The sequence below is a fragment of the Microbulbifer sediminum genome (assembly GCF_021729035.1).
GTDB classification, from domain to species: Bacteria; Pseudomonadota; Gammaproteobacteria; order Pseudomonadales; family Cellvibrionaceae; genus Microbulbifer; species Microbulbifer sediminum.
The window spans coordinates 162046-186762 of sequence record NZ_JAJSAP010000004.1; the positions used below are offsets into that span (position 1 = coordinate 162046).

The 24717-nt window shown below is 62.8% G+C and carries 25 protein-coding genes; 14 read left to right on the plus strand and 11 right to left on the minus strand.

Annotated elements, in window-relative coordinates; translation table 11 throughout:
- Positions 1-13: 13 nt before the first annotated feature.
- The 3 genes from murA to LVD11_RS08150 all read right to left on the minus strand — a co-directional run bounded on the left by murA (position 14) and on the right by LVD11_RS08150 (position 2254).
- Positions 14-1276 carry a UDP-N-acetylglucosamine 1-carboxyvinyltransferase gene (gene murA / locus LVD11_RS08140; protein WP_237057767.1) on the minus strand — a complete coding sequence of 421 codons (1263 nt, stop codon included), beginning with the start codon at positions 1274-1276 and terminating at the stop codon, positions 14-16.
- Positions 1277-1288: 12 nt separating this feature from the next.
- Positions 1289-1522 carry a BolA family protein gene (locus tag LVD11_RS08145; protein WP_237057769.1) on the minus strand — a complete coding sequence of 78 codons (234 nt, stop codon included), beginning with the start codon at positions 1520-1522 and terminating at the stop codon, positions 1289-1291.
- Between the two features lie 87 nt (positions 1523-1609).
- Entirely contained in the window at positions 1610-2254 is a 645-nt protein-coding gene (locus tag LVD11_RS08150; RefSeq protein ID WP_237057771.1) for an MlaC/ttg2D family ABC transporter substrate-binding protein, read from the minus strand.
- A gap of 301 nt (positions 2255-2555) precedes the next feature.
- Here LVD11_RS08150 and LVD11_RS08155 point away from each other — a divergent pair, with 301 nt between their 5' ends.
- The 13 genes from LVD11_RS08155 (at position 2556) to yjgA (ending at position 13113) form a co-directional block, all read left to right on the plus strand.
- Entirely contained in the window at positions 2556-3521 is a 966-nt protein-coding gene (locus LVD11_RS08155) for a calcium/sodium antiporter (RefSeq protein WP_237057774.1), read from the plus strand.
- A 54-nt stretch (positions 3522-3575) separates the two neighbouring features.
- Positions 3576-4547 (plus strand): KpsF/GutQ family sugar-phosphate isomerase, encoded by a 972-nt coding sequence (locus LVD11_RS08160; protein WP_237057776.1) that lies wholly within the window; start codon positions 3576-3578, stop codon positions 4545-4547.
- Positions 4548-4576: 29 nt separating this feature from the next.
- Positions 4577-5128 carry a KdsC family phosphatase gene (locus LVD11_RS08165; protein WP_237057778.1) on the plus strand — a complete coding sequence of 184 codons (552 nt, stop codon included), beginning with the start codon at positions 4577-4579 and terminating at the stop codon, positions 5126-5128.
- The gene (gene lptC, locus LVD11_RS08170; RefSeq protein ID WP_237057780.1) at positions 5128-5694 is read left to right on the plus strand and encodes an LPS export ABC transporter periplasmic protein LptC; all 567 of its coding nucleotides are present in this window, start codon (positions 5128-5130) and stop codon (positions 5692-5694) included. The genes LVD11_RS08165 and lptC overlap by 1 nt, the downstream gene beginning before the upstream one ends.
- The gene (lptA, locus tag LVD11_RS08175) at positions 5681-6238 is read left to right on the plus strand and encodes a lipopolysaccharide transport periplasmic protein LptA (RefSeq protein WP_237057782.1); all 558 of its coding nucleotides are present in this window, start codon (positions 5681-5683) and stop codon (positions 6236-6238) included. The genes lptC and lptA overlap by 14 nt, the downstream gene beginning before the upstream one ends.
- An 85-nt stretch (positions 6239-6323) precedes the next feature.
- Complete coding sequence (lptB, locus tag LVD11_RS08180; RefSeq protein ID WP_237057784.1) at positions 6324-7049, plus strand: LPS export ABC transporter ATP-binding protein; 726 nt, start codon at positions 6324-6326, stop codon at positions 7047-7049.
- Between the two features lie 192 nt (positions 7050-7241).
- On the plus strand, positions 7242-8726 hold the full coding sequence (locus LVD11_RS08185; RefSeq protein WP_237057786.1) for an RNA polymerase factor sigma-54: 1485 nt from the start codon (positions 7242-7244) through the stop codon (positions 8724-8726).
- Between the two features lie 226 nt (positions 8727-8952).
- Positions 8953-9243, plus strand: a complete 291-nt coding sequence (hpf, locus tag LVD11_RS08190) for a ribosome hibernation-promoting factor, HPF/YfiA family (RefSeq protein WP_237057789.1) — start codon at positions 8953-8955, stop codon at positions 9241-9243.
- A gap of 3 nt (positions 9244-9246) precedes the next feature.
- Complete coding sequence (gene ptsN, locus LVD11_RS08195) at positions 9247-9708, plus strand: PTS IIA-like nitrogen regulatory protein PtsN (RefSeq protein ID WP_237057791.1); 462 nt, start codon at positions 9247-9249, stop codon at positions 9706-9708.
- Between the two features lie 172 nt (positions 9709-9880).
- Entirely contained in the window at positions 9881-10741 is an 861-nt protein-coding gene (gene rapZ / locus LVD11_RS08200; protein ID WP_237057793.1) for an RNase adapter RapZ, read from the plus strand.
- Between the two features lie 27 nt (positions 10742-10768).
- Positions 10769-11038 (plus strand): HPr family phosphocarrier protein, encoded by a 270-nt coding sequence (locus LVD11_RS08205; protein ID WP_237057796.1) that lies wholly within the window; start codon positions 10769-10771, stop codon positions 11036-11038.
- Between the two features lie 111 nt (positions 11039-11149).
- Positions 11150-12517 (plus strand): magnesium transporter, encoded by a 1368-nt coding sequence (gene mgtE, locus LVD11_RS08210; RefSeq protein ID WP_439651278.1) that lies wholly within the window; start codon positions 11150-11152, stop codon positions 12515-12517.
- 74 nt (positions 12518-12591) lie between these two features.
- Positions 12592-13113, plus strand: coding sequence for a ribosome biogenesis factor YjgA (yjgA, locus tag LVD11_RS08215; protein WP_237057798.1), 522 nt, complete (start codon positions 12592-12594; stop codon positions 13111-13113).
- A 123-nt stretch (positions 13114-13236) separates the two neighbouring features.
- Here yjgA and LVD11_RS08220 read toward each other — a convergent pair whose 3' ends face one another.
- The 8 genes from LVD11_RS08220 to LVD11_RS08255 all read right to left on the minus strand — a co-directional run bounded on the left by LVD11_RS08220 (position 13237) and on the right by LVD11_RS08255 (position 23952).
- Positions 13237-14097: a hypothetical protein gene (locus LVD11_RS08220; RefSeq protein ID WP_237057800.1), complete on the minus strand. Its 861-nt coding sequence runs from the start codon at positions 14095-14097 to the stop codon at positions 13237-13239.
- Positions 14098-14278: 181 nt separating this feature from the next.
- Positions 14279-14818, minus strand: coding sequence for a peptide-methionine (R)-S-oxide reductase MsrB (msrB, locus tag LVD11_RS08225; protein WP_237057802.1), 540 nt, complete (start codon positions 14816-14818; stop codon positions 14279-14281).
- Positions 14819-14878: 60 nt separating this feature from the next.
- Positions 14879-19210 carry a YhdP family phospholipid transporter gene (locus LVD11_RS08230; protein ID WP_237057804.1) on the minus strand — a complete coding sequence of 1444 codons (4332 nt, stop codon included), beginning with the start codon at positions 19208-19210 and terminating at the stop codon, positions 14879-14881.
- Between the two features lie 99 nt (positions 19211-19309).
- The gene (gene rng, locus LVD11_RS08235) at positions 19310-20797 is read right to left on the minus strand and encodes a ribonuclease G (protein ID WP_237057806.1); all 1488 of its coding nucleotides are present in this window, start codon (positions 20795-20797) and stop codon (positions 19310-19312) included.
- A complete protein-coding gene (locus tag LVD11_RS08240; RefSeq protein ID WP_237057808.1) occupies positions 20794-21411 on the minus strand; it encodes a Maf family protein in 618 nt (205 codons plus the stop codon). Before LVD11_RS08240 ends, rng begins: the two co-directional genes overlap by 4 nt.
- 130 nt (positions 21412-21541) lie before the next feature.
- Positions 21542-22021 carry a rod shape-determining protein MreD gene (gene mreD / locus LVD11_RS08245; RefSeq protein ID WP_237057810.1) on the minus strand — a complete coding sequence of 160 codons (480 nt, stop codon included), beginning with the start codon at positions 22019-22021 and terminating at the stop codon, positions 21542-21544.
- Positions 22008-22850: a rod shape-determining protein MreC gene (mreC, locus tag LVD11_RS08250; protein WP_369413311.1), complete on the minus strand. Its 843-nt coding sequence runs from the start codon at positions 22848-22850 to the stop codon at positions 22008-22010. The genes mreD and mreC overlap by 14 nt, the downstream gene beginning before the upstream one ends.
- A gap of 67 nt (positions 22851-22917) precedes the next feature.
- Positions 22918-23952, minus strand: coding sequence for a rod shape-determining protein (locus LVD11_RS08255; protein WP_091507849.1), 1035 nt, complete (start codon positions 23950-23952; stop codon positions 22918-22920).
- 439 nt (positions 23953-24391) lie between these two features.
- Between LVD11_RS08255 and gatC the strand changes: the two genes are divergently transcribed.
- Positions 24392-24679 (plus strand): Asp-tRNA(Asn)/Glu-tRNA(Gln) amidotransferase subunit GatC, encoded by a 288-nt coding sequence (gene gatC / locus LVD11_RS08260; protein WP_237057814.1) that lies wholly within the window; start codon positions 24392-24394, stop codon positions 24677-24679.
- Positions 24680-24717: the final 38 nt, after the last annotated feature.

The window sequence follows — 24717 nt, forward strand, 5'->3', positions numbered from 1 at the left end:
AGCTTGCGCCCCCTCAGCCTGGTACGCGACGGATGTTGGCACCCAGCTGTTGCAGTTTTTCCTCGATACACTCGTATCCGCGGTCGATATGGTAGATGCGGTCCACTACCGTGGTGCCCTCAGCCACCATGCCCGCAATCACCAGGCTGGCGGACGCACGCAGGTCCGAGGCCATTACCGGCGCCCCCTTGAGCTTCTCCACCCCTGTGACAATTGCGGTATTGCCCTCCAGGGCGATATTGGCTCCCATACGGTTGAGCTCATGCACCTGGATCAGCCGGTTCTCGAATATCGTCTCCACCACGGTACCCTTGCCCTCGGCGACGGCGTTCACAACCATCAGCTGGGACTGCATGTCGGTGGGAAATGCCGGATAGGGGGCGGTGCGGAAACTGACTGCCTTCGGGCGATTGCCCTTCATATCCAACTCGATCCAGTCGTCACCAGTACTGAGGTGCGCACCGGCCTCTTCGAACTTGACCAGCACCGCATCCAGGATATCGGCACGCGTATGGGTCAGGCGCACCTTGCCACGTGCCGCGGCAGCCGCTGCCAGGAAGGTACCGGTCTCGATCCGGTCAGGCATCACACTGAAGGTACAGGGGTTGAGCCGGGATACACCATGCACCCGCAGGGTATCGGTACCCACGCCCTCGATCTGGGCCCCCATGGCGATCAGGAACTCGGCGAGATCGACAATTTCCGGCTCCCGTGCCGCGTTATGCAGGACGGTAGTGCCCTCTGCCAGCACTGCTGCCATCAGCAGGTTCTCAGTGCCGCCAACCGTGACCTTCTCCATCACGATATTGGCACCCTTCAGGCGGCCATTGGCGCGGGCGCGGATAAAGCCGCCGTCGATGGTGATCTCGGCGCCCATCGCCTCCAGCCCCTTCAGGTGGATATCCACCGGGCGGCTGCCGATTGAACAGCCTCCGGGGAATGACACATTGGCCACCCCATGGCGGGCGAGCAGAGGACCCAGCACCAGGATCGACGCGCGCATGGTCTTCACCAGCTCATAGGGCGCCGTCAGGTCATTGACCGAGCGGGGGTCGATCTCGACCGCCAGCTTCTCGTCCACGGTGACCTCACACCCCATGCAGCGCAACAACGTGATCATGGTGGTGATATCGTTGAGGTGCGGCAGGTTGTGGATATGCACAGGCCCGTCAGCGAGCAGCGCCGCGGCCAGAATCGGTAACGCGGCATTTTTCGCCCCGGAAATCCGCAAACTCCCGGAGATAGGGCTCCCGCCCTCAATAATCAGTTTATCCATCCAACCGCGTTCCTATTTGCCGGCTTCAGCCGGCGTCAGTGTCTGCATTTGCACAGCGTGCAGGGTGCCGTCAGCGATCTTGTCGCCGAGCGCACCATACACCAGTTGCTGCTTTTTCAGCCGGCTCAGCCCCTCGAATGACGCACTGACGACGGTAACCATCAGGTGACTGCCCTCGAAGGCGACATCGGCGTGACTGTCGGGAATATGCCCCTCGATGAGGGCTTTGATTTCTTCAGGTTGCATAGGCGGGGAAACTTGGAATTGAAAAGCGGAAGTGTACTGAAATCGGAGGGCGGGTGCAGCTTTCCGCTGCACCCGCAAAGAATTGGCTCAACCGACCTGGTTGGCGACGTTGTCCGCCGCGGACCAGTTGGCGATGACCTTGTCGATATCCCCGCCATGCGTCTGCACAGCCTGGGCAAACTGGCTGCGGAAGGTTTTACCGAGGTTTACCCCATTGAGGATCACATTGATCAGCTTCCACTGGCCTGCCCGGTTGCGTACCAGCGTATAGGACACCTTGGTGATCCCCTCCTGGCTGCGCACCTCCTGCAGCACATTCACCCGCCGGCCGGAAGGCGGCGTACCGGGGTTTACCACCCGCACCTCCATATCACCAAAGCTGGCCACGCCGCGGGCGAAGGTCGCTACCAGGTCCTTGCGGAAGGCGCTGGTAAAGCGCGAGCGCTGGGCCGTGGTGGACTGCTTGGCATAGCGCCCCATGACACCGCGGGCGATGAAATTGAAATCCACCACCGGTTCCAGGACGCTGTCCACCGCGCTGTAGTAGCGCTGCGGGTCAGAATTCATGTATTGCGCATTGGCACGGATCACGCCCAGCAGCTTCTGGGAGACCCCCTCGATCATGGCATAGGGATCCTGGGCTGCACTGGCGAACGGCGCCCAGGCGGCGACCAATACGGCGCACAGGACCAGTCGGGCACGCCGGGTAAAGCTCTGGCGGGCATTGTTCATAAAGAAGCTCACTAATAATCTCCCATTGGCGAATCGATCCTTGGACGCACATGGCGGCAAAAAGTGCCATGGAACCGTCCGACTCCCGCGGCATCCTGCCCACGGCCAGCACAACCCAGTTATCGTCCGTTCCATGCCTAGCGTGGAAATAGAGGACAGAGCTGACAGTGAAGGCGGCAGACTATACCATGGCCGCGCCCCCTGTTGTGGGGATGTAATGACATGAAATCAGTGACATAGACCTCGCTTTGGCAGACGGGCAGTCTCCTGACACAATTCTTCCGAATAACAAGAGGTTAGCATGCCGCAAGTGTGGCTGGCTGTGATAGCTGTGCTCGGCGGTGCAGTCGGGCTCATCTGGAGCGCGGACCGGTTTGTGGCCGGTAGCGCGGCCCTGGCACTGCGCATGGGCCTCTCCAAGCTGGTGATCGGCCTTACGATTGTTTCGCTGGGCACCTCGGCCCCGGAGATCATGGTCGCGGGCAGCGCCGCCGTGATGGGCGCCGGCGAAATCGGTGTCGGCAATGCCCTGGGCTCCAACCTCGCCAATATCGGCCTGGTGCTGGGTGCCACAGCGCTCGTGGCCCCGCTCCCCGCCCAGCCCCACCTGCTGCGCCACGAGATCCCGGCGCTGCTGGCGGTCACCGGCCTGGCGGGCCTCACCCTGGCCGATGGCTACCTGTCACGCATCGAGGGACTGGTCATGCTGGGCCTGGTCCCACCACTGCTATGGCTGACGGTACGCTTCAAGAAGCGCCACCACGGCCCCGAAGAGGAAGACCTGGAAATCCAGGCCTACACCACAGCGCGCAGCTTCGCGCTGTTCGCCATCGGCCTGGCTGCCCTGCTGCTGAGCTCGGAGATCCTTGTCTGGGGCGCACGTCACCTTGCCCTGGCCGCCGGCATCAGCCCCCTGGTAGTCGGGCTTACGGTCGTTGCGCTGGGTACCAGCCTGCCCGAGCTCGCCGCCTCACTGGCCAGCGTGGCCAAGGGACATTTCGACCTGGCACTGGGCAATGTCATCGGCTCCAACATCCTTAACCTGCTCGTGGTGATGGCCCTGTCCGGAGCGATCTCCAGCATTCAGATGGAGATTGAGGTATTCTCCCGCGATTATCTCGCCATGCTGGCAATGACTTTGCTGCTGGTGGCCGCGATCAGTGCCAGCCTGTGGCACAGCCCAGCGCGCGCGCGCCTGGGCCGCCCCCTGGGCACACTGCTGCTGGCGAGCTACTGCGGCTACTACTGGCTACTGTTCCACCACTGAAACAGGGCGGACCGAAATTCCTACAATTGATTGAGCTGTAAACTGAGATTCACAATGACCCAGGACCTGATACTGCAAGCGGGACGCCGCACCGTACTGATGGAAACTGAAGCTGTCGCGGCACTGGAAAACCGCATCGACGAGGGCTTCAAGCGCGCCTGCGAACTGATCCTGCAATGCCGTGGCCGGGCCATCGTCACCGGGATGGGCAAGTCCGGCCACATCGGCAACAAGATCGCCGCCACCCTGGCCAGCACCGGCACCCCCAGCTTTTTCGTACACCCCGGGGAGGCGAGCCATGGGGACCTGGGCATGATCACCCGGGAGGACCTGGTGATCGCGATCTCCAACTCCGGCTCCTCGGCGGAGGTGCTGACGCTACTGCCACTGCTCAAGCGACTGGGCATTCCCATGATCAGCATGACCGGCAAGCCCGATTCGCCGCTGGCCCAGGCTGCCGATGTCAATCTCGATATCGCTGTGGAAACCGAGGCCTGCCCGCTGAACCTGGCACCCACTTCGTCAACCACCGTCACCCTGGTAATGGGTGATGCACTGGCGGTCGCACTGCTTGAGGCGCGCGGTTTTACCGCCGAAGACTTCGCCTTCTCCCACCCGGGCGGCGCCCTGGGGCGCCGGCTGCTGCTGAAGGTGGAGGATGTGATGCATGCCGGGGAGGAACTGCCCCAGGTAACCCCGGAAACACCGCTATCCAAGGCACTGCTGGAAATGACCAGCAAAGGCTTCGGCATGACCACTGTGGTTGACGGCAAGGGCACCCTGCTGGGGGTATTCACAGACGGTGACCTCCGCCGGGTCATCGACCAGAAGGTGGAACTGGACACGGCCACCATGGAGATCGTCATGAGCCGGCGCCCCAAAACCGTTTCCGCGGACACCCTCGCCGCCGAAGCGCTGCGAATAATGGAAGACAACAAGATTACCGCCCTGGTAGTGGAAGATGACGCCCGCCACCCCATCGGCCTCCTGCATATGCACGATATACTGCGCGCCGGCGTAATCTGATCCCGCGACCGAAACAAGGACAAGAAACTGTGAGCTCCAGCGAAAAGCAGCAAGAGAAAATTGACCGTAAACTGGCACAGGTGCGCTGGCTGGTCCTGGACGTCGACGGCGTCCTCACTGACGGCCGCCTGTATTTCGACAACAGCGGCAACGAACTGAAGACCTTCAACACCCTCGACGGCCACGGCATCAAGATGCTGCAGAAGTCCGGCGTGCAGGTAGCCATCATTACCGGCCGCCGCAGCAGTGTGGTGGAACGCCGGGCACACGACCTGGGCATCCACAAACTGATCCAGGGACGGGAAGACAAGTTCTCCGCCCTGCAGGAACTTCTCGACGGCGAGGGCTGCCGGCTGGACGATATCGCCTACGTGGGCGACGATTATCCGGACCTGCTGGTGATGACCCGCATCGGCTGCCCCATCTCGGTCCCCAATGCCGCACCGCCGGTGCGCGAACGGGCTCTGTGGGTCACCTCCTGTCGTGGCGGCGAGGGTGCGGTGCGCGAGGTGTGCGATCGAATCATGCATGCACAGGGTACCTTCACCGCCGCACTGGCGCCCTATATCGGGGAGCACTGATGCGCACCTGGTTGCCCCTGTTTGTAATCGTGGCCCTGATCAGCGCCGCCGTCTGGTTCACGGAGAGCCCACGGCCGGAGCTTCTGGGCAAGCGCCCGACCCCGAAACAGTACAACCGCGCACCGGACCTGGTGATCCGCGATGCGCGTACGCGCCACTTCAGCCTGGAGGGCAACCTCGCCTACCGGGTAGATGCCGAGCGGATCACCTTCTTCCAGTTTGCACGCCGCGACCGTGCCAACCTGCAGGAACCCCGCATTCTTTTCTACCAGGGCGACCAGCCCAAGTGGCGCACGGAGTCGCGCTCCGGGGTCGCCCACAACAATGGCGAACGAGTCGTCCTGCGCGGCGATGTGCACATCAATGAACTTCCGGAGCCCGGCGGTATCGTACTGGATACCGAGGAAATCACCATCAAGCCCCGCCAGGAATACGCGGAAACGGACAAACTTGTTACTATTGGCGCCGGCCCGAACCGGACACAGGGTAAAGGCCTGCGAGCCTTCCTGAAACAAGACCGGGTAGAGATACTCTCCGAGGTGGAAAGCACCTATGAAACTCAATAGACAACTGTGCGCCCTGGCGGCACTGATACTGCTGCCGGGGCTGTACGCGACTGCCCTGCCCTCCGACCGCCAGCAGCCGGTCAAGGTCAACGCACAGAAACTGGAAGCCAACCGCGGCAAGAACCTGTCCGTGTACAGCGGCAATGTGGTCATTACCCAGGGCTCCCTGCAGATTCGCGCCGACCGCGTCGAGGTGCACGGCAATCCGGAAGGGGAAATCCGACGCGTAATTGCCACCGGCAGCCCGGCCCACTTCCAGCAACAGATGCAACAGACCCAGAACCTGATCAAGGCCCGCGCGCGCCGTATCGAATTCAAGGTCAACTCCGACGAACTGCAACTGACCGGCGATGCCTACGTGGATCGCGACGGCAACACCCTGGCAGCAGAGCAGATCGACTACGACCTCAACAGCGAAAAAATGCAGGCCCAGGGACAGTCCGGTGACGGGCGGGTCGAAATGATCTGGAAGCCGGAGCGCAAGCCCGAAGGGCAGGCACCCACCAACAGCGAGGAAACGAACGGGGATTCGACGGAAGAATAACTTTCCGCCAGAGGCCCGGGCCTCGCAACAACCAGGTCCAGCGCACGCCGTCACGGCAGTACATTGCGCCCAGCAGGAATTCAGTATGCCAACGCTACAGGCGTTACACCTCGCCAAACGATACAAGAAGCGCAAAGTCGTACAGGACGTATCCGTCAGCGTCTCGAGCGGCCAGGTCGTCGGATTGCTGGGCCCCAACGGGGCCGGCAAGACCACCTGTTTTTACATGATCGCCGGCCTGGTGCGCGCCGATGCCGGCCAGGTGATGATCGATGACGAGGATATCACCCGACTCTCCATGCACGGCCGGGCCCACAAGGGCATCGGCTACCTGCCGCAGGAGGCTTCGGTCTTCCGCCGCCTCACGGTCCGCGACAACATCCTTGCCATCCTCGAAACCCGCAAGGACCTGTCACGGGCCCAGCGGCAGCAGCGCGCCGATGAGCTGCTCAATGAATTCAATATCACCCATATCGCAGGCAGCCTGGGCATGTCACTTTCCGGGGGCGAGCGGCGCCGGGTGGAGATTGCCCGGGCACTGGCCACCGACCCGGCATTCGTACTCCTGGATGAGCCCTTTGCCGGCGTGGATCCCATCTCTGTTAACGACATCAAGCAGATCATCCAGCATCTGCGCGCACGCGAGATCGGCGTCCTGATCACCGACCACAACGTACGCGAAACCCTCTCCATCTGCGAGACTGCCTACATTGTCAGCGAGGGGCACATCATCGCCGCGGGCGCCCCGGACGACGTACTCGCCAACCAGCAGGTGCGCGAGGTCTACCTGGGCCACGAATTCACGATCTGATGCGGGCCGGACGACTAAAACCGTCCTACCTTTGCCGGCAGGCCCGCATTTCTGTCACTTGCATTGCCTGTTGACCCAATACGCCCATCATTTTCGGCATACTTATTGCTTGTAATCCCGCCCACAGCAGGTTAGTCTGCCTCGTAATCGAAATTCGGAAGAATCTTTCGTTGTCGCGGTTCTCTACCCTGTATGAAGCAATCCCTCCAGCTCAAGCTCGGCACCCAGCTAACGATGACCCCGCAGCTGCAGCAGGCTATCCGCCTCCTGCAACTGTCGACGCTCGACCTGCAACAGGAGGTCCAGTCGGCCCTCGACAGCAACCCGTTGCTGGAGAGCGACACCAATGAGCACGAGCAGGCCGCAGAGGAGACCAACGGCGAGGACCACTCCCCCTCCGAACGCGACGGACCTACAGCGGGCCAGAGCGAAGCCGCGGACCAGAATGAAGCAACGGGGGATTCCAGTAGCGAAAGCGAGTGGAACAACGATATTCCAGAAGACCTGCCGGTCGATACGCACTGGGATGACATCTACAGCGGTGGCAGCTACAGCGGCCCGGCAGGAGAGGACAACCTGCTGGAGATGCGCAGCGCCGCTTCTGAAAGCCTTCACGACCACCTGCTGTGGCAGCTCAACCTCACCCCCCTCTCAGACCATGACAAATTAATTGCCGAAACGCTGGTTGATGCCATTGATACACGCGGCTTCCTGCAATCGCCGCTGGCAGAGCTGGCAGACGCCCTGGAAGTTGGCGAGGACGAGGTCCTCGCTGTCCTGAAGGCCATCCAGCAGTTTGAACCGGCCGGCTGTGGCGCTCGCGACCTGCGCGAATCCCTGCTCCTGCAGCTGCAGCAGATGCCCCCTGGCACCGCCTGGCTGGCCGAGGCCCAGGCCATCGTCGACTTACACCTGGACCTGCTGGGCAAGCGTGACTTTCGCCAGCTGGGGCGCCGCACCAGGCTCAACGAAGAGCAGCTGGGTGAGGTGATGCGCCTTATCCAGTCTCTCAACCCGCATCCCGGTGAAGCCTTTGGTGGCGACGAGCCCCACTATGTGGTGCCGGATGTCATCGTGACCCGGCGGCAGCAGTGCTGGAAAGTGGAGCTCAACCCGGAGACCACTCCCCGACTGCGCATCCACGCCGGATACGCGTCCATGATCAAACGTGCCGACAACTCCGCCGACAACAACTTCCTGCGCGACCACCTGCAGGAGGCCCGCTGGTTCCTGAAAAGCCTGCAGAGCCGCAATGAGACCCTGCTCAAGGTAGCGTCGAGCATCGTCGAAAAACAGCAGGGCTTTTTCGAGCAGGGACCGGAGGGCATGAGGCCGATGGTACTGGCTGATATTGCAGAAACCGTGGGTATGCACGAGTCCACAATCTCTCGCGTCACTACCCAGAAGTACATGCTCACCCCCCGCGGCGTGTTTGAGCTCAAGTACTTTTTCTCCAGCCATGTCAGCACCAACTCCGGCGAAGATGCCTCCTCCACCGCCATTCGCGCACTGATCCGCAAGATGGTGGATGCCGAATTGCCGCGCAAGCCCCTGTCGGACAACAAGATCACCCAGGAGCTGGCAAACCAGGGGATCAAGGTGGCCCGCCGCACGGTGGCCAAATACCGCGAATCCATGGGCATCCCCTCGTCCAGTGAGCGCAAGCGCCTTATCTGAGCCGCGTGCAGGCCACGCCTGACGGGCGTCCGGACGCAATCTGACCACCCGGAGAAAAGCAGTCACAGGCTGTCAACGGGCACGCAATTCCACGCAGCCCACAACCAATACCAGAAGTTTGAGTGTATCCTTCCAATCTGGCGCACTTCCTAGTAGGGTTGCCGCCCTGACGGGGGTGCCGCCGGTCCCAGATCGCGCTTTCGATGCACTCGAACAGGAGAACTCCATGCAAGTCAACATCAGTGGCCGCCACCTGGAAGTGACTTCAGCCCTTCGCGATTACTGTCTCGAAAAACTGGATAAGCTCTCCCACCATAACGACCTGATCACCAATGGCCAGGTCACCCTGTCAGTAGAGAAACAGATACAGCGTGCCGAGGCCGTGGTTCATGTCAATGGACGGGATATATTTGCGGACTCGGAAGCTGACGACATGTATGCGGCGATCGACGGCCTGACGGACAAACTCGATCGCCAGCTGATTAAACACAAAGAGAAGTTGCGAGCCCATCGTTAAACTATGACATTGGAAGCATTACTCTCACCCAGCCTCAGCCTTTGCCGGGTGGCGGGTAGCAGCAAAAAGAAGCTCTTGCTGAATATTGCCCAGGCCATTGCCGAGCAGTATCCACGCCTGGATGCAGACACGATTTTCAACCAGTTGATTGCACGGGAGCGCCTGGGCTCTACCGGCATCGGGGATGGTGTCGCCATCCCCCACTGTCGGCTGCCGGGCTGCCAGCAGGCCATCGGCGTGCTGTGCACCACCGAGCCGGCAATCGATTTCGATGCCGCCGACCGTCAACCGGTCGACCTGCTGTTCGCCCTCCTGGTACCGGAGGACGCGGAGCAGGAGCACCTGGATACCCTGGCCGAAATCGCCGCCCTGTTTAACGACAGCAGGGTGAGGGACAAGCTGCGCCAGGCAGACTCCAGCGACGAACTCTACGCATTGGCGATCGACAGCGCCGCGGCCGCCTGATGTCCCGGGCGCAGCTCCTCACGCTGCGCCCACCGGCGAAACTTCACACACTCCCGTTGACGTTGTGCCCGACGCCGCAATGGCGGATCATTGGCCTGCGGCGGAATGCCGGCCGGGCAGCGCCCAGCTGGCCGGCTGCCCAATCAACATACGAAACGGACCTCGAGAATCTATGCGCCTGGTGATCATCAGCGGCCGCTCCGGCTCCGGCAAGAGTTCAGCACTGCAATTGCTGGAAGACGTCGGCTTCAACTGCATCGACAACCTGCCCGCCAGCCTTCTGCCGGAACTGGTGCGCCGGGTGCGGGAACAGCCCCGAGAGGAAAGCGCCCGGCTGGCACTGGGGATCGATGCCCGCAACCTGTGGCAGGACGTGCAACAGGCACCGCGGGTCATAGAGGAATTGCGTGAGAGCGGCATCCCCTGCGACGTCATTTACCTGGACGCACGTTCGCCGGTGCTGGTGCAACGCTTCAGCGAAACCCGGCGCAAGCATCCCCTCAGCGACAACCGCACCCACCTGCTGGAAGCCCTGAACCGTGAAAAGGAGCTGCTGGCACCCCTCGCCGGGATGGCCGACCTGGTGATCGACACCAGCAACCTCAGCCTTCACCAGCTGCGCGACCAGGTCAAGACCCGTGTCGTGGGCCGCGACTCACCGGGCATGGCAATCCTGTTCCAGTCATTCGGCTTCAAGCATGGGGTACCTGTAGACGCGGACCTGGTATTCGACCTCCGCTGCCTGCCCAACCCCTACTGGGTCGCGGAACTGCGCCAGAAGACCGGCCTGGACCCGGAGGTGGTGGAGTTCCTGCGCTCCCACGAGGAGACCGGCGAGATGCAACGGGATATCATTGGATTCCTCGAACGCTGGCTGCCTTCCTACCAGCAGAGCAACCGCAGTTACACTTGCGTCGCGGTCGGCTGCACCGGTGGTCGCCACCGCTCCGTCTATATGGTGGAGCAACTGGCCAAGACCTTTGCCGGCCAGTTCGATAATATCCAGGTTCGCCACCGCGAACAGCAGCCGTAACGCACAGCCGGAGACCGCGACACCACCATGCAGAAGTGCCGCCTGACCATTATCAACAAACTGGGCCTCCACGCCCGCGCCGCCAGTAAGCTGGCCCAGACCTCGGCCCGCTTCTCCGCGGATATCCGCGTTCACTGCCAGGGCAAGTGTGTCGATGGCAAGAGTGTCATGGCCCTGATGCTACTGGCCGCGGGCAAAGGTGTGGAACTGGAGCTGGAGGCTTCCGGCGGCGACGAGGAGGCCGCACTGGAAGCCATCGCAGCGCTGATCAACGACCGCTTCGGGGAAGGAGAGTAGCCACTCCCCCGTTGCCGCTGGCAGCCCGACGCCGAACGGCATAAAATCCTTTCCCGGCCGCCATTGCCGCGCCACCTCTCTCGAATCCACGCAGTGCAGTAAGGAAACGCCGTGTCCAACCCGCCACCCGCTGACATCCAGTTCCGCGCGCAGAACCAGCTGAGCGAGCTTTTTGCTGCCCTGGACAGTGGTACCGGCCGGGAGGTGCAGCGCATGCTGCACACCTTGTCACCGCAGAGTATTGCCCAGCTGCTGGAAAGCTCGCCGCCGCGCATCCGCCACATTCTGTGGAAGCTGATCGACCCGGAGGTCGAGGGCGAGGTACTGCCCGAGCTGTCATACGAAGTGAAGAGCCAGATCCTCGCCACCATGGACACCGAGGAGATGGTGGCGGCGATGGAAGGCCTCGACGCCGACGATGTGGCCGACATCCTGCAGCAGCTGCCCGATCGGGTCATGGGCGAAGTGCTGGCGGCCATGACCGAGGCAGATCGACTGCGGGTCGAGCGGGTGCTCGCGTTCGACGAGGAAACCGCGGGCGGCCTGATGGACACGGATACCATTTCCGTGCGGCCCAACCTGACCCTGGATGTGGTGCTGCGCTACCTGCGTCGCCACGAGCAACTGCCGCCCTCCACCGACAACCTGTTCGTGGTCAACCGCAGGGACCAGTATATCGGCCTGCTGCCCCTGTCCCGGCTGCTGACCACCGACCCGTCGGTCACGGTGCGCGAGGTCATGAATACGGATGTCGAGCCCATCCCGGCCGATTTTCCCGATACCGAGGTGGCGCGGCTGTTCCAGAAATACGACTGGATCACGGCGCCGGTAGTGGACGACAACAACCGCCTGCTGGGCCGCATCACCATCGACGACGTGGTGGACGTGATCCGGGAAGACGCCGACCACTCGCTGATGAGCATGGCCGGCCTCGACGAGGAAGAGGATACTTTTGCCACCGTGCGACGCACGGCGCCCCGGCGGGCCGTATGGCTGGGGATCAACCTGCTCACCGCCCTGCTCGCCTCCTGGGTCATCAACCTGTTCCAGGGCACAATCGACAAGGTGGTGGCGCTGGCAGTGCTGATGCCCATCGTGGCCAGCATGGGGGGCGTGGCCGGCAGCCAGACCCTGACGGTGGTGATCCGCGGTATGGCACTGGGCCAGATCGGGCGCAGCAACCTTAGCTGGTTGCTGACGCGAGAGCTCGGTTCCGCAGTGCTCAATGCACTGCTTTGGTCACTGGCCATGGCGGTGATCGCTGCCCTGTGGTTCGACGATATCACCATCGCAGCGATCATCCTCGCCGCCATGGTGATCAACCTGATCACCGCCGCCATTGCCGGAGCCATATTGCCAGTGGCACTACGCGCCATCCGCATCGATCCTGCGCTGGCCGGCGGTGTGGCCCTGACTACTGTTACTGACGTGGTGGGCTTTATGTCCTTTCTGGGCCTCGCCACCCTGTTTTACGCCTGAGCAAACCGACCTGGCCGGCCCCCAGGTGCCGGCGAGGCGAGCGACTCTGCACCTTATTTAGCTGGAACACCGCAATGCAAGAATACGACGATTTCGATGAGGACCTGCCCAAAAGCAAGACAAGGGTAAAGCAGGAAATGCACGAGCTGCAGGAGCTGGGCCAGCAGCTGACCCAGCTGGGCAAGGCGCAGCTGGCGGAAGTACCGCTGGATGCGGACGTCCTCGAGGCCATCGACACCCTTCACCGCATCAAGTCCAACGAGGCCCGGCGGCGCCAGATGCAATATATTGGCAAGCTGATGCGCAGTGCTGACCGTGAAGCCATCGAGGCGGCCCTGACGCGATTCCACGAACGCGACCAACAGCACGTGCGCTTCGACCGCATGGCAGAGGAGTGGCGCAAGCGCCTGCTCGACGGCGGTAACGAAGCACAGAGCGACTTCTTCAACCAGTACCCGCACGCAGACCACCAGCACCTGCGCCAGCTGGTCCGCGACTCATTGCGCGAGCGGGACAGGCAAAAGCCACCCACCCACCAGCGCAAGCTGTTCCGCTACCTGCGGGATTTCTTTATGCAGGAACAGGAAAACCAGTAGACGCCACGGCGGCCAGGCGCAGCTGCCCGGGAGGGCGAATTACTGTCGCCCGGGCTCAGCGGCGGAACAGGAAAAAGGGCGAACTGCTGGGTTCGCCCTTTTTCATGAGCTGCCGGCCCCGACTCAGGCCGCCGATTCGGCCCTGCTCTCCGCCGCCGTCTCCGCCTGCCACTCGAACAGGTTCAGTTCGATAAAGAAGAAGGCCACCAGCCACAGGAAGGCATCCCAGAAGTCCAGGAAGCTGCCGTTGATACCCCAGTAGATAGCGCACAGCAGCAAGGTGAAATACAGCACTGCCTTGATCACCTGCGAGTAACGCATGATGGCGCTGGACAGCTCATGGCGCAGCTGCAGCCAGACATCGAATGCCAGGATGGCCACCACCAGCAGCCAGGCCCCCGCATTGATCACATCGGTCCACGCCAGCCACTTGATCTCGTTCCAGGTGGACACTGCACCCACGATCTGCGCATCTGCCAGCCGCAGCACCTGCGTGTCAGCGAGGGCAGCACAGTTCTGCGCGGTCAGCGCCACGTAGTCATCCTGCCCCACGACCAGCAGCCACCCGCCGCTGGCTGCCAGTTGGCAGGCGGACTCGGAGACCGGTAACAGGTGGGTCAGGGAAGCCATCTCGGCCACATAACCGTAGAACGAATAGACAATAAACAGGTAACAGAAAGCGGACACGCCATTCAGGGCCCACTTCACCCAGCCGCGAATCCGGTCATCCGCCAGCACGAAGGTTTCCAGCTCGAAGACCAGTAGCAGCAGGACCCACGCCAGGGTATCAATGGAATCGTTGTAGGCCTCGATCACCCGCCCCAGCTGTACACCATCGGCGAACACAGACCCGGCTGCGGCGTGGTTTTCGACAAAAAACGCATACACATTGTATGCGAGCAACAGGTAAATGGTGTATTTGAATACCCGGAACAGGGCGTAGCGGTTGACGGAAAACCCGCCCAATGTGGCCACCTCGGACATCTGCTCGAACCTCTATTGATTATTGTTTTGCATCGGTAGCCCGCCCGCACTCAGCCGACAGCGACTCCCGGGAACGGTAACGACGCACTCGAATCCATATATCCAATCGGCACCGGCCTGTCCCACTCACTTTCGCTGGGCCGTGCCGCGCGGCTGGGCCGCACGACACAATATCGAACAATTATTCGGTTTTTTCAAGCGCCGGGACAAAATCCAGGGCCAGGGAATTCAGGCAGTACCTCAGGCCGGTTGGCGGGGGGCCGTCCTTGAATACATGCCCAAGGTGCTCCCCGCACTTGGACAACACCTCGGTACGCTTCATGCCCCAGCTGTAGTCCTCCTTGAGGATTACATTTTCCGGGTGGGCCACGTCCCAGAAACTGGGCCAGCCGGTGCCTGACTTGTACTTGTGCTCTGAGCTGAACACCGGCAGCCGGCAACCCGCGCTGACATAGGTCCCTTCAGCCTTGTTCTCCAGCCACTTGCCGGAAAACGGTCGCTCCGTCTCTTTTTCCCACAGTATCTCGTACTGCTCGGGGGTCAGGATCTGCTTCCAGACCGAATTGGGGATGGCAGACAGGTTGGTGCCCGTGCGGATATTCTCTCGGGCCTCGGCCACGGTCATGTTCGCGTCCGTGGCGCGCTCTTCATCCGCCTCGGTACAGGCCGGCAGGCCGATGACCATCGCCAGCAGTGCGGTTCCCAATAGGCGCTTGCGCATGCGTACTCTCCTCTATGTCCAGAACTCCTCGCTGTACAGTTCTAGTCGGAGATCCGGCCTTCAGATTACACCTGTGGGGTTTTCACCCTCATTCTTTTCTGGCCCCGGAGCGGGCGAACCGGAGACTTCCTCAGCATCCGGCGCCTCTGGCTGGCCCGGCTGACCGCCAGGGGGCGGGCGATACAATCCCGCCTCGGCACCCTGGCGCTCGGCGCCATCACCATCGAACAGCTTGTCGAACCGCACCTCGGGCTCGGACCAGTCGCCGCTGATGCGGTAACTGACACTGGCCATCTTGTTCACCTGCTTCTTGAACGCCTTACTGATCAGGTAAACACCGGCCGCGGCGGGCAGGCCGCCGGCAAGCGCGGCGACCAGGGCCAGGTTGTTGCCCACCGGCAGAGTCGCCACAAGTGTAAGGTTGAGATCTTCACGCTTGAGGTTAACGCGCCCCGCCATCTGCAGCTCGCTGGTGGGCCCCTCCACCTGGATCGGCACCGCAATCAGCAAGCTGCCATCCCCCTCAAAGAACACCTCTCCACGCACCCGGTCGAACGCCATACCGCTCTGGTAAAGGTCCGAGAAATCCAGCCGCAGGCGCCGCGCCCAGGTATCGAAGTTGAACAACGACAGCAATCTCAGCAGGGCCGAGCCGGCATTATCGCTGGCCCGCAGGAAGCGCCCGTCACGAATATCGATTTTCAGCTCGCCGGTGAGTGCATCTGCCGCCACCCGCGCTGGAGAACCATCCCAGCGCAGGGCGGTATCGAAACGCGCAGACTCACTCTCGATCGCGGGCTCCTGCCCCCAGGCCCGCTGCACGTCCGCCAGGTCATCGGCGACCAGGCGCCCGACAAACTGGGAGGACTCGTTGCCCTCCGCGTCCCGCATCCACATCAGCTGGGCACCCAGGCGGTCATCTCCGTCACCGCGGCCCTCCACCCGCACGCCGCGGGCTGCGCCACGGATATCCCCAACCACCAGGCGCTGCGCAGACGGACGCAGGTTGAATGACCAGCGGCCGAAATCCTCGTCGCCCACATAGAGCCGCTCGGTGCTGAAATCCAGCTGTGGCAGGTCGGCAAACTCAAATCCGGCCCAGGGATCGGCAGCTGGCTCAACCTGCGGTGACTGATCCACCCCTGCCTCAGGGGATTTTTCCGGGCCCGGGAGCCTCAGGTGTTCCAGCTCAAGCTGCAGAGGAGTCTCCGCGTTCAGTACACCACTCAGGTGGCCGGCAGCCATTTCGCTGTCGAAATCCAGCTCCCAGCTTGAGCCCAGCCCCCGCCCGCGCACATGGATATGCTCGATGTCCGTCTTGCCCAGAATCAGGCGATCGGTGCTGAGATCCAGCATTACCGGCAGTGGGTCCGCCGTATCGACCCCGGTTCCCGAGGCGGAGACAGTGGCATCACCGCCTTCAATTGCCGCAGGCCCGCTGCTGCGAACCGCACGCACGGCCGGCTCGGTAGCAGTTTCGTAAATCTTGAGCAGTCGCTGCCAATGGGGGAAGTCCACCTGCGACAGGTCACCGGTGATCGCGAGCCCCCGCTCACCGGGCAGCCTGGCCTCGGCATTCAGGGCGATTACCGCGCGCTCCAGTTCACCATCGACTTTCCAGAACTGCCCGGCGACGTGCTCACCATACTGGAGGTTGTAGAGGCTGCCCTGCTCCCCAATGGGCACCCGCATCACAAAATCGGAGGTCTCACCTGCCGCTTTGCCGAGCGGCGCCGGCAGGTTGACCGCCACGCCAACCAGGTCGGAATTCACCTCCACAATGGCCCGGTAGGGCTTTTCCTTGCTGGCCGCAGGGATAGTCACCAGGGTGTGGTACTCCAACTCTCCATCCAGCCAGGACAACTCGGGCCGGCCAGTCCACTCGCGCAGTGCCTGGGTGGTAGTGCGTCCGCGCACCACCACCTGGGTGTCGCGGTTGTCCCCCTCGCCCTGGTGACGGATGCTGGCGGTCAGGGGACGCCCCCAGAGCTGGCCACTCAGGGCTGTACCCTCGAGACCTTCATCACTGTCGTAGTGGAAGTTGCCGGCCAGGGACTGGACCACCAGCCGGGTATCCTCCATGCGCAGGTCACCATCGACCAGGGTCAGGTCAATCATCTGGCGCGGCTCGATACTGGCTTCTCCCAGGGGCTGGGAGAGGGTCAGGTTGCCACGCAGCTTCCCATCCAGCTGCCAGTCATCAAAACCATCACCGAGCCGCTCGCGCAGGGGAGTCTCCCGCAACAAGCGCAGGCCATCGCCGGCCGGGCCCGCCAGGCTGGCATGGACACCGAGCAGCGCCCCCTCCCCCGCAGGGTCCGGCGAGACGCCCACCTCGATGTCGCGGGCATCAATCCCCCAGAGCCGGGCGTGTTCCGCATTGACCATGACATGGGCGTCGTTGATGGCGAGGTGCGCATCCAACTCCCTCGCTGCGGGCCAACCGGGAAGGTAGTCGATGTGCCCATTCTCCAGCTCGGCAGAAAGCTGCACGGTCTGGCGCTCGGGGCGCTCGCCCAGCGCCAGTAACTCCGGGTCATCGCCCTCGCGATAGCCATAGCCGCGGTAGAGGAAACCCGCCCGGGACAACCGGCCGGGATTATCATCACCCAGCGAACGACCGAGCCAATCGCGCAACGAATCACTCACGGTAAAGGGCACCAGCAGCTTCTGCGCCGAAACCGGCGCATCCCGCAAGCCCAGGGCCAGGGTCAACTGCGCCGCCCGCGAATAAGGCACAAACGGCAGCTGCAGCAGGAACTGGCCGCGAATGGCGCCCGCCCCGCCCTCGAGCTCCAGCGGACCGGAATTCACCTGGACAGAATTTCCCTCTTTGTCCACATGCCACGCAACGGTGCCGCGCGCACGCTCAAAACTGAACGGCTGCTCATAGAGCTCGGGGAAGTGCAGCCGCAGGTCTTCGTCACCGGCCAGCTGCACCGCCCCCTCACTACCGCGCACCTGCAGGTAGCCGTCGAGCCCCTCTACCGCCGGGGCAGACTTATAGGCGGAAGCGCGCATATCCCGCAGATTGGCACGCAATGACACCATTCCGTCACTGTCGCGACCGAACCGGAGATTCTCGAGCGCGCCGGCGGGCTGCAGCGCCTCCAGCCAGGCACCGGCCTTTTCCGGCAGTACCTGCAAGCGCGACAGGATGCGGCTCCAGGCCTCCAGCTCCAGGTGGTCCAACGACAGCTGGACCCCGCTGTCTTCGCCGCCGCTGGCCTGTACGTTCAGGACCGGCATGGCGACATCGCGCCAGTCCAGCTCGATGTCCTGCAACGCAAGTCGCCACTGGCCGCCGGGCAACCATTGCCCGGAAATATCCCCGCCCAGGGACCGCAGTGGCTCCAGGGTATCCACCGCCACAGCAGTGGCATCGCCCGACTCCTCTCCTGCTTTTCCGCTATCCCCGGGAGACAGGTCTGCCGCCGTCGCGGGATCTTCGCTCCCCGGCGAAAGCTCCCCATCGAGCTGCACCAGGTCGAGTCTTCCGCGCAGGCGATAGCCGGCATCGTTGTCGCTGTTCAACCACAGGTTGCCTCGGGCAATTTTCCGGCCCTGCCAGTGATAGCGCTCGGGGACCGGTGTCAGCTGCTGCAGCAACGCCACAGTGTCCGAATTCACCTGTAACTCATTCAGCTGGAGATAGCCGTTGAGCCTGAATTCTTCCCGGTCGCGAGGATCACCCCGCCCCTCCAGGATCAGCCTCAGGGTTTCCATACCAGCCGGGGCCTGCGCGGCCGGAGCTGCCCCTTCCGCGACAACCGTATCGGCAATAAAGGCGCGTGCGCTAAGCCGGTGGAATGCCCCACTGTTCTCCAGCAATACCTCTGGCAGATTGATCCGGGCCCGCTGGCCATCAGCAAGCTGCAGCGTAATGCTGGCGTTCCTGACCTCTACTTTGGGCCCCAACTGGAAGATGCGCGCGGGATCACCGAGACGCTCACCAGCCTCGCCCCCGTCTGCTTCGGCGCCCTGGGGTGCGGCGGGAAAGCCGTCCACATGCCAGTTGCCCGCACCAATGCGGTTCAGCTGCGCGGTGAAATCCCGCACCTGCAGGTTTTTCCACACCAGCTCGCGGTTCCACAGGCTCGCCAGCAGGTCGAGGTGGAACAGGCCGTAACCCAGGCGCATCTCGCCATTTTCCCCGAGGCGCAGGCCATCCAGCTGCAGCGCCACTTCCAGGGCCTCCCAGCGCAGGGCGATGCGATCCATCTTTACCGGCGCTCCCAGGCGCTCGGAAAGCAATGCAGTGATCTGCGGCCGGTACTGCTCCACCTGCGGGGAGAGCAAACGCCCGGCCTGCACCACGATGGCCAACAGGATCACCACAGTGACGGTCAGTAACCAGAACTTGCGTGCCAGCCAGCGCACCGCGCCCATCATAGGTCTGCTCCCCGCGGCTCGCAGGCCGGAAGCCGGCCACGCACGGCCGCCGCGCCAGCGGGCGCGGAACAACAGCTCGGGCGAGCATGGGGATGGGGATCAGACCAGAACAATGTCGTACTGCTCCTGGTTGTATATAGGCTCTACCTGGAACTGGATCGGTCGATCGATAAACTCCTCCAGGTCCGCCACGTTGGCCGACTCCTCGTCGAGGAGCAGGTCGATCACCACCTGGCTGGCCAATACCATGATTTTTTCGCTGTCATAGGCCCGGGCCTCACGAATAATTTCGCGGAAAATCTCGTATACCACTGTCTCAGCACTTTTCAGTGTGCCGCGCCCCTCGCATACCGGGCACGGTTCACAGAGGATCTGCCCGAGTGACTCCCGCGTGCGCTTGCGCGTCATCTCCACCAGCCCCAGCTCAGAGACCCCGGTGATGCTGGTCTTGGCGTGGTCGCGCTCCATGGATTTCTCCAGGGTTCGCAGGACCTGGCGCTGGTGCTCGACATCCTTCATGTCGATAAAGTCGATAATGATGATACCGCCCAGGTTGCGCAGGCGCAGCTGGCGCGCGATCGCGGTGGCCGCCTCGAGATTGGTCTTGAAAATGGTCTCTTCGAGGTTGCGGTGCCCGACAAATGCCCCGGTGTTCACATCGATCGTACTCATCGCCTCGGTCTGCTCAACGATCAGGTAGCCGCCGGACTTCAGCGTCACCTTGTTCTGCAGGGCCTTGCGAATCTCCTCCTCGACACCGTAGAGATCGAACAGCGGACGTTCTCCCGGGTAGTGCTCCAGGCGACCGGCGATCTCCGGGGCATATTTGCCTGAAAACTCCGCCGCGCGGCCATGGGCCTCCCGGGAATCAATGCGGATCTTTTCCGTGTGCGGGCGGGCCAGGTCGCGCAGGGCGCGCATAAACAGGGGAAGATCCTCGTAGATCACCGATGGCAGCGGCCGCGAGCGGATGCGCTGTTCCAGTTCCGACCAGAGCTTGTACAGGAACGGGATATCCCGCAGCAGCTCCTCCTCGCTGACCCCCTCGGCCACGGTGCGCAGGATAAAACCGCCATCGCCGGACTGGCCCTCGTCGGCCAGCTTCGCCGACGCCTGCTCAACCAGCTCCCGCAACCGCTCGCGCTCCCCCTCGTCCTCAATGCGATTGGAAATGCCGATGTGGCGGGTCTGGGGCATGTAGACCAGGTAACGGGCGGACACGCTCAGGTGCGTGGTGAGGCGGGCGCCCTTGGTACTGATCGGGTCCTTCACCACCTGTACCACCAGCGACTGGCCCTCGCGCACCAGCGCGCGGATATCCGCCACCTCGGCCTCGCGGGACTCCATGCCCTCCTCGTCCAGGGGGGCGATGTCGGATGCGTGGATAAAGCCGGCGCGCTCCAGGCCGATATCGACAAACGCCGCCTGCATGCCCGGCAGCACACGCACTACCTTGCCTTTGTAGATATTGCCGACGATACCGCGGCGCGCGCTGCGCTCCAGGTAGACTTCCTGCAGCACGCCGTTCTCCACCAGGGCCACACGGGTCTCGGTGGGCGCCACATTGATCAGCAGTTCCTCGCTCAAGATGCCTCCCCGGCCTGCCAGTAAGGGATTCCCGCTTCCTCGAGCATGGGGACCAGCGCCTCCAGGGGCAACCCCACCACGTTGCTATAGCTGCCACTGAAGTTTTCCACCAGCGCCGCACCCAGCCCCTGGATGCCATAGCCACCGGCCTTGTCAGCTGGTTCCCCGGTGCGCCAGTAAGCCTCGACAGTACTGTCGCGCAGCGGGCGCAGACGCACCCGGGATTCTACCACCCGGCTCAGGCGGCGCTCGTCGTGGCACAGGCAGATGGCGGTGAGCACCGAATGCTCAACAGCAGAAAGTGTCGCCATCATGCGTCGAAAATCACTGAAATCCGCGGGTTTTTCCAGAACCTCGCCGCCACAGACCACCACCGTGTCAGCACCCAGGGCCCAAGCCCGGGCCTCGGTACGGGGCTGGGCAGCAAAGCCGGCCGCCGCTTTCTCACACGCCAGCCGCAGGACATAATCACGAGGTGACTCGCCGGCGGCCCTCGATTCCGGAACGGCGGTCTTCGCCTGGGTAAAAGGCACCCCGATCTGCGCCAGCAATTGTGCGCGGCGCGGGGAGCCGGAAGCGAGGATCAGTCTGCTGTGATCGACGGTATCTGGCACGGTACTGCTTTATTGTTGGTGAATCAGCCGCTGATTATAACGGCATCGCTCGAAAAATGAGCGCCTCTTTACCGGACTTAACGGAAAATGTGACGTGAACGCCGGTTCACACACCCCGCAACGCCAGGCCTCAGCGCACCTGCAGGCGCCCGGCCATACGGTCGAGCCAGGGTGTGATCAGCGGCCACAACAGCGCCGAGGTGAGCGCCGGCCAGAGGAAGGTCAGCCCGGGCACTGGCTTTCCTGCCAGGCTGTGCACCCAATTACCCACCACCTGGTGAATACCCACCAGTACAAATACCCACATCAGCTGCTGGGCGGGGTTGAACGCGCGGGTGCGCTGGTAGGTAAGCAGGCAGAAATAGGCCAGCGCCCCAAGAGCCAGGGCATGGGTGCCCAGCACAGCGCCGGTGACGAAATCTTCCAGCAACCCGACCAGCCAGGCAAACCCCACCCCCAGGCTCTGGGGCATCCGGTTGATCCAGAAAATCACCAGCAACGCCATAAACGCGGGGCGAAACCAGAGCCACTGGTGCGGCAGGGGCATCACCGAGAGCAACAGGGCCACCAGCACCGTCGCGGCGATGAACCAGCGGTTATTCGGTTCCAACGGCCTCTTCCCCTTCGCTGATCACAGCCAGTACGAAACGACTGCGGTTCATGCGGCCCCGGGGCTGGACCTCGACCTCGGCAAAAGCGCGCCCGGGATCCCGCTCGACGGAAATAACCTCACCCACCGGGTAGCCCGATGGAAAGCGGCCACCCAGGCCGGAACTCAGCAGCAGGTCTCCCTCACGGACATCACTGGTATTGGCCACATGGCGCAACTTGAGCCGATAGAGGTCCCCCGTACCCTCGGCAACGGCGCGCACACTGTTGCGCAACACCTGTACCGGCAGGGCATGGCTGGCATCGGTTATCAACAGTACGCGACTGGCACCGGGGCCCGCCTCGATAACCTGGCCCAGCAGGCCGCTTGCGTCCATGATCGGGGTGCCATCGCGCACGCCATCATCAAGCCCCTTGTCGATCACCACGACGTGTTCCAGGGGATCCGGCGACACGCCAATAATCTGGCTGACCAGGACCCGCTCATCCAGCGAATCAGCCGAGTTCATCAACTCCTTGAGCTGGGTGTTTTCCGCCTTGACGGCGGCGAGCAGCTGGCTGCGCTGCTCCAGCAGCAGCACCTGGCGCCGGAGACGGCTGTTCTCCTCCTCCAGCTCCTCGCGCGAGCGCAGCTGGTCGCCGGCCCACTCCCCTACGCGGGAGGGCGCACCGGTAATCCAGTAGAAAGGCGCCGCCAGGCTGGCCACGCGCTCACGCACGGGCTGCAGCCAGTCGGTATAAATATTGATGACGATAAGCGCGGCCGCCACCAGGCCCAGGACCAGGATGCGGGACTCCGGCGAAGGGCCGCGGGTAAATAGCGGTTTAATGGGTAACCCCCATTAACTGGTGAGGTTGCGTTGTTGTTATCGATATCCGGTACAAGGGGTGCCGAACTCAGTTCGACACCAGGTACAGGCGGCTCTTGTCCATCATGTCCAGCGCCTTGCCGCCACCGCGGGCAACGCAGGTCAGCGGGTCGTCAGCGACGATCACAGGCAGCCCGGACTCTTCCATCAGCAGGCGGTCCAGGTCGCGTAGCAGTGCGCCACCACCGGTCAGGACCATGCCCCGTTCGGCGATGTCGGAAGCCAGCTCGGGCGGAGACTGCTCGAGGGCACTCTTCACCGCCTGCACGATACCAGTCAGGGGCTCCTGCAATGCCTCGAGGATCTCATCGGAGTTCAGGGTAAAGCTGCGCGGCACGCCCTCGGCCAGGTTGCGGCCACGCACGTCGATCTCGCGTACCTCGCTGCCCGCGTAGGCGCAACCGATCTCTTCCTTGATGCGCTCGGCAGTGGCATCGCCGATCACGCTGCCGTAGTTACGGCGCACATAGTTCACGATCGCCTCGTCGAAGCGGTCGCCGCCGATCCGCACAGAATCGGAGTACACCACGCCGTTGAGGGAGATGATGGCGATTTCGGTAGTACCACCACCGATATCCACCACCATGGAGCCGCTGGCTTCCTCCACACGCAGGCCGGCGCCGATGGCGGCCGCCATGGGTTCCTCGATCAGCCAGACCTCCCGCGCACCGGCACCCATGGCCGATTCGCGGATCGCGCGGCGCTCCACCTCGGTGGACTGACAGGGCACACACACCAGCACGCGCGGGCTCGGGCGCATCCAGCTGTGCTCATGCACTTTCTTGATGAAGTGCTGCAGCATTTTCTCGGTGACCTGGAAATCGGCGATCACGCCATCCTTGAGGGGGCGGATGGCCGTGATATTGCCCGGCGTGCGGCCGAGCATACGCTTGGCCTCGACACCAACGGCTTCGACGATTTTCTGCCCGTTATAGTGGCGAATGGCAACAACAGAGGGCTCATCGAGCACGACCCCACGATCGCGCACGTAGATCAGCGTGTTGGCTGTCCCCAGGTCGATGGAGAGATCACTGGAGAACATGCCCCGCAAACGTTTAAACATGGAATTCGATTACCTTGTACTAATAGTAACGGCGCCCCGGGCGGGCACTGTCAGCGCAGACTCGTGCATGCTGTAAAGCCTAATTAGTCAGCGCGAATTATTCTGAGTTCCGGGCCGCATTATCCGAATTGGGAGCGATCCCGAGGCCCTGCCGACATCCGGTGTTCGGCGGCCTTCCGGGCGATGGCACACAGTCCACCTCCAGAATCGGCAAACTCTAACAACGGCGGGGGGTCAGGGCAAGGCTGAATCCGCCCAAACATGGCAACAGGTCGCAATATGCCGTATCGGCGGGCTCCCGCCGCGCAACGTTCGGTGCCTGTTTATGAGAATCGTGGCCGCTTGTGCTAAATTTGCGGCCCTTCTGCCCCACAAAAGAGTCCGGTTGGCCGGTCACGGGGCAGTTCCCATTTGCACCCAAGCTGGAGCCCCAATTGCCATGTCTGTGGACAAGCAAACCGTAGAACAACTGGCCGAGCTGGCCCGCATCGCCATCTCGGAGGAAACCATCGACGAAGTCGGCAAGCGCCTGGGCAATGTGCTGCAGCTGGTCGACCAGCTGCAGTCTGTGCACACCGAGGGCGTTGCACCGATGGCGCACCCGCTGGACGAGGTGCAGGCATTGCGGCCGGACGAGGTCACCGAGCCGGACAGGCGTGAAGAATTCCTGCAGCTGGCCCCCCAGTCCGAGCAGGGCCTCTACCTGGTTCCCAAGGTGATCGACTGAGCGATCCCTGGCAAGCACCTGAACACAGAGAACACAGC

What these genes read in the sequence shown, in the direction of transcription:
- murA (WP_237057767.1), bottom strand. Translation starts at nt 1,276, where the DNA reads ATGGATAAACTGATTATTGAGGGCGGGAGCCCTATCTCCGGGAGTTTG.
- LVD11_RS08145 (WP_237057769.1), bottom strand. Translation starts at nt 1,522, where the DNA reads ATGCAACCTGAAGAAATCAAAGCCCTCATCGAGGGGCATATTCCCGAC.
- LVD11_RS08150 (WP_237057771.1), bottom strand. Translation starts at nt 2,254, where the DNA reads ATGAACAATGCCCGCCAGAGCTTTACCCGGCGTGCCCGACTGGTCCTG.
- LVD11_RS08155 (WP_237057774.1), top strand. Translation starts at nt 2,556, where the DNA reads ATGCCGCAAGTGTGGCTGGCTGTGATAGCTGTGCTCGGCGGTGCAGTC.
- LVD11_RS08160 (WP_237057776.1), top strand. Translation starts at nt 3,576, where the DNA reads ATGACCCAGGACCTGATACTGCAAGCGGGACGCCGCACCGTACTGATG.
- lptC (WP_237057780.1), top strand. Translation starts at nt 5,128, where the DNA reads ATGCGCACCTGGTTGCCCCTGTTTGTAATCGTGGCCCTGATCAGCGCC.
- lptA (WP_237057782.1), top strand. Translation starts at nt 5,681, where the DNA reads ATGAAACTCAATAGACAACTGTGCGCCCTGGCGGCACTGATACTGCTG.
- lptB (WP_237057784.1), top strand. Translation starts at nt 6,324, where the DNA reads ATGCCAACGCTACAGGCGTTACACCTCGCCAAACGATACAAGAAGCGC.
- LVD11_RS08185 (WP_237057786.1), top strand. Translation starts at nt 7,242, where the DNA reads ATGAAGCAATCCCTCCAGCTCAAGCTCGGCACCCAGCTAACGATGACC.
- hpf (WP_237057789.1), top strand. Translation starts at nt 8,953, where the DNA reads ATGCAAGTCAACATCAGTGGCCGCCACCTGGAAGTGACTTCAGCCCTT.
- ptsN (WP_237057791.1), top strand. Translation starts at nt 9,247, where the DNA reads ATGACATTGGAAGCATTACTCTCACCCAGCCTCAGCCTTTGCCGGGTG.
- rapZ (WP_237057793.1), top strand. Translation starts at nt 9,881, where the DNA reads ATGCGCCTGGTGATCATCAGCGGCCGCTCCGGCTCCGGCAAGAGTTCA.
- LVD11_RS08205 (WP_237057796.1), top strand. Translation starts at nt 10,769, where the DNA reads ATGCAGAAGTGCCGCCTGACCATTATCAACAAACTGGGCCTCCACGCC.
- yjgA (WP_237057798.1), top strand. Translation starts at nt 12,592, where the DNA reads ATGCAAGAATACGACGATTTCGATGAGGACCTGCCCAAAAGCAAGACA.
- LVD11_RS08220 (WP_237057800.1), bottom strand. Translation starts at nt 14,097, where the DNA reads ATGTCCGAGGTGGCCACATTGGGCGGGTTTTCCGTCAACCGCTACGCC.
- msrB (WP_237057802.1), bottom strand. Translation starts at nt 14,818, where the DNA reads ATGCGCAAGCGCCTATTGGGAACCGCACTGCTGGCGATGGTCATCGGC.
- LVD11_RS08230 (WP_237057804.1), bottom strand. Translation starts at nt 19,210, where the DNA reads ATGATGGGCGCGGTGCGCTGGCTGGCACGCAAGTTCTGGTTACTGACC.
- LVD11_RS08255 (WP_091507849.1), bottom strand. Translation starts at nt 23,952, where the DNA reads ATGTTTAAACGTTTGCGGGGCATGTTCTCCAGTGATCTCTCCATCGAC.
- gatC (WP_237057814.1), top strand. Translation starts at nt 24,392, where the DNA reads ATGTCTGTGGACAAGCAAACCGTAGAACAACTGGCCGAGCTGGCCCGC.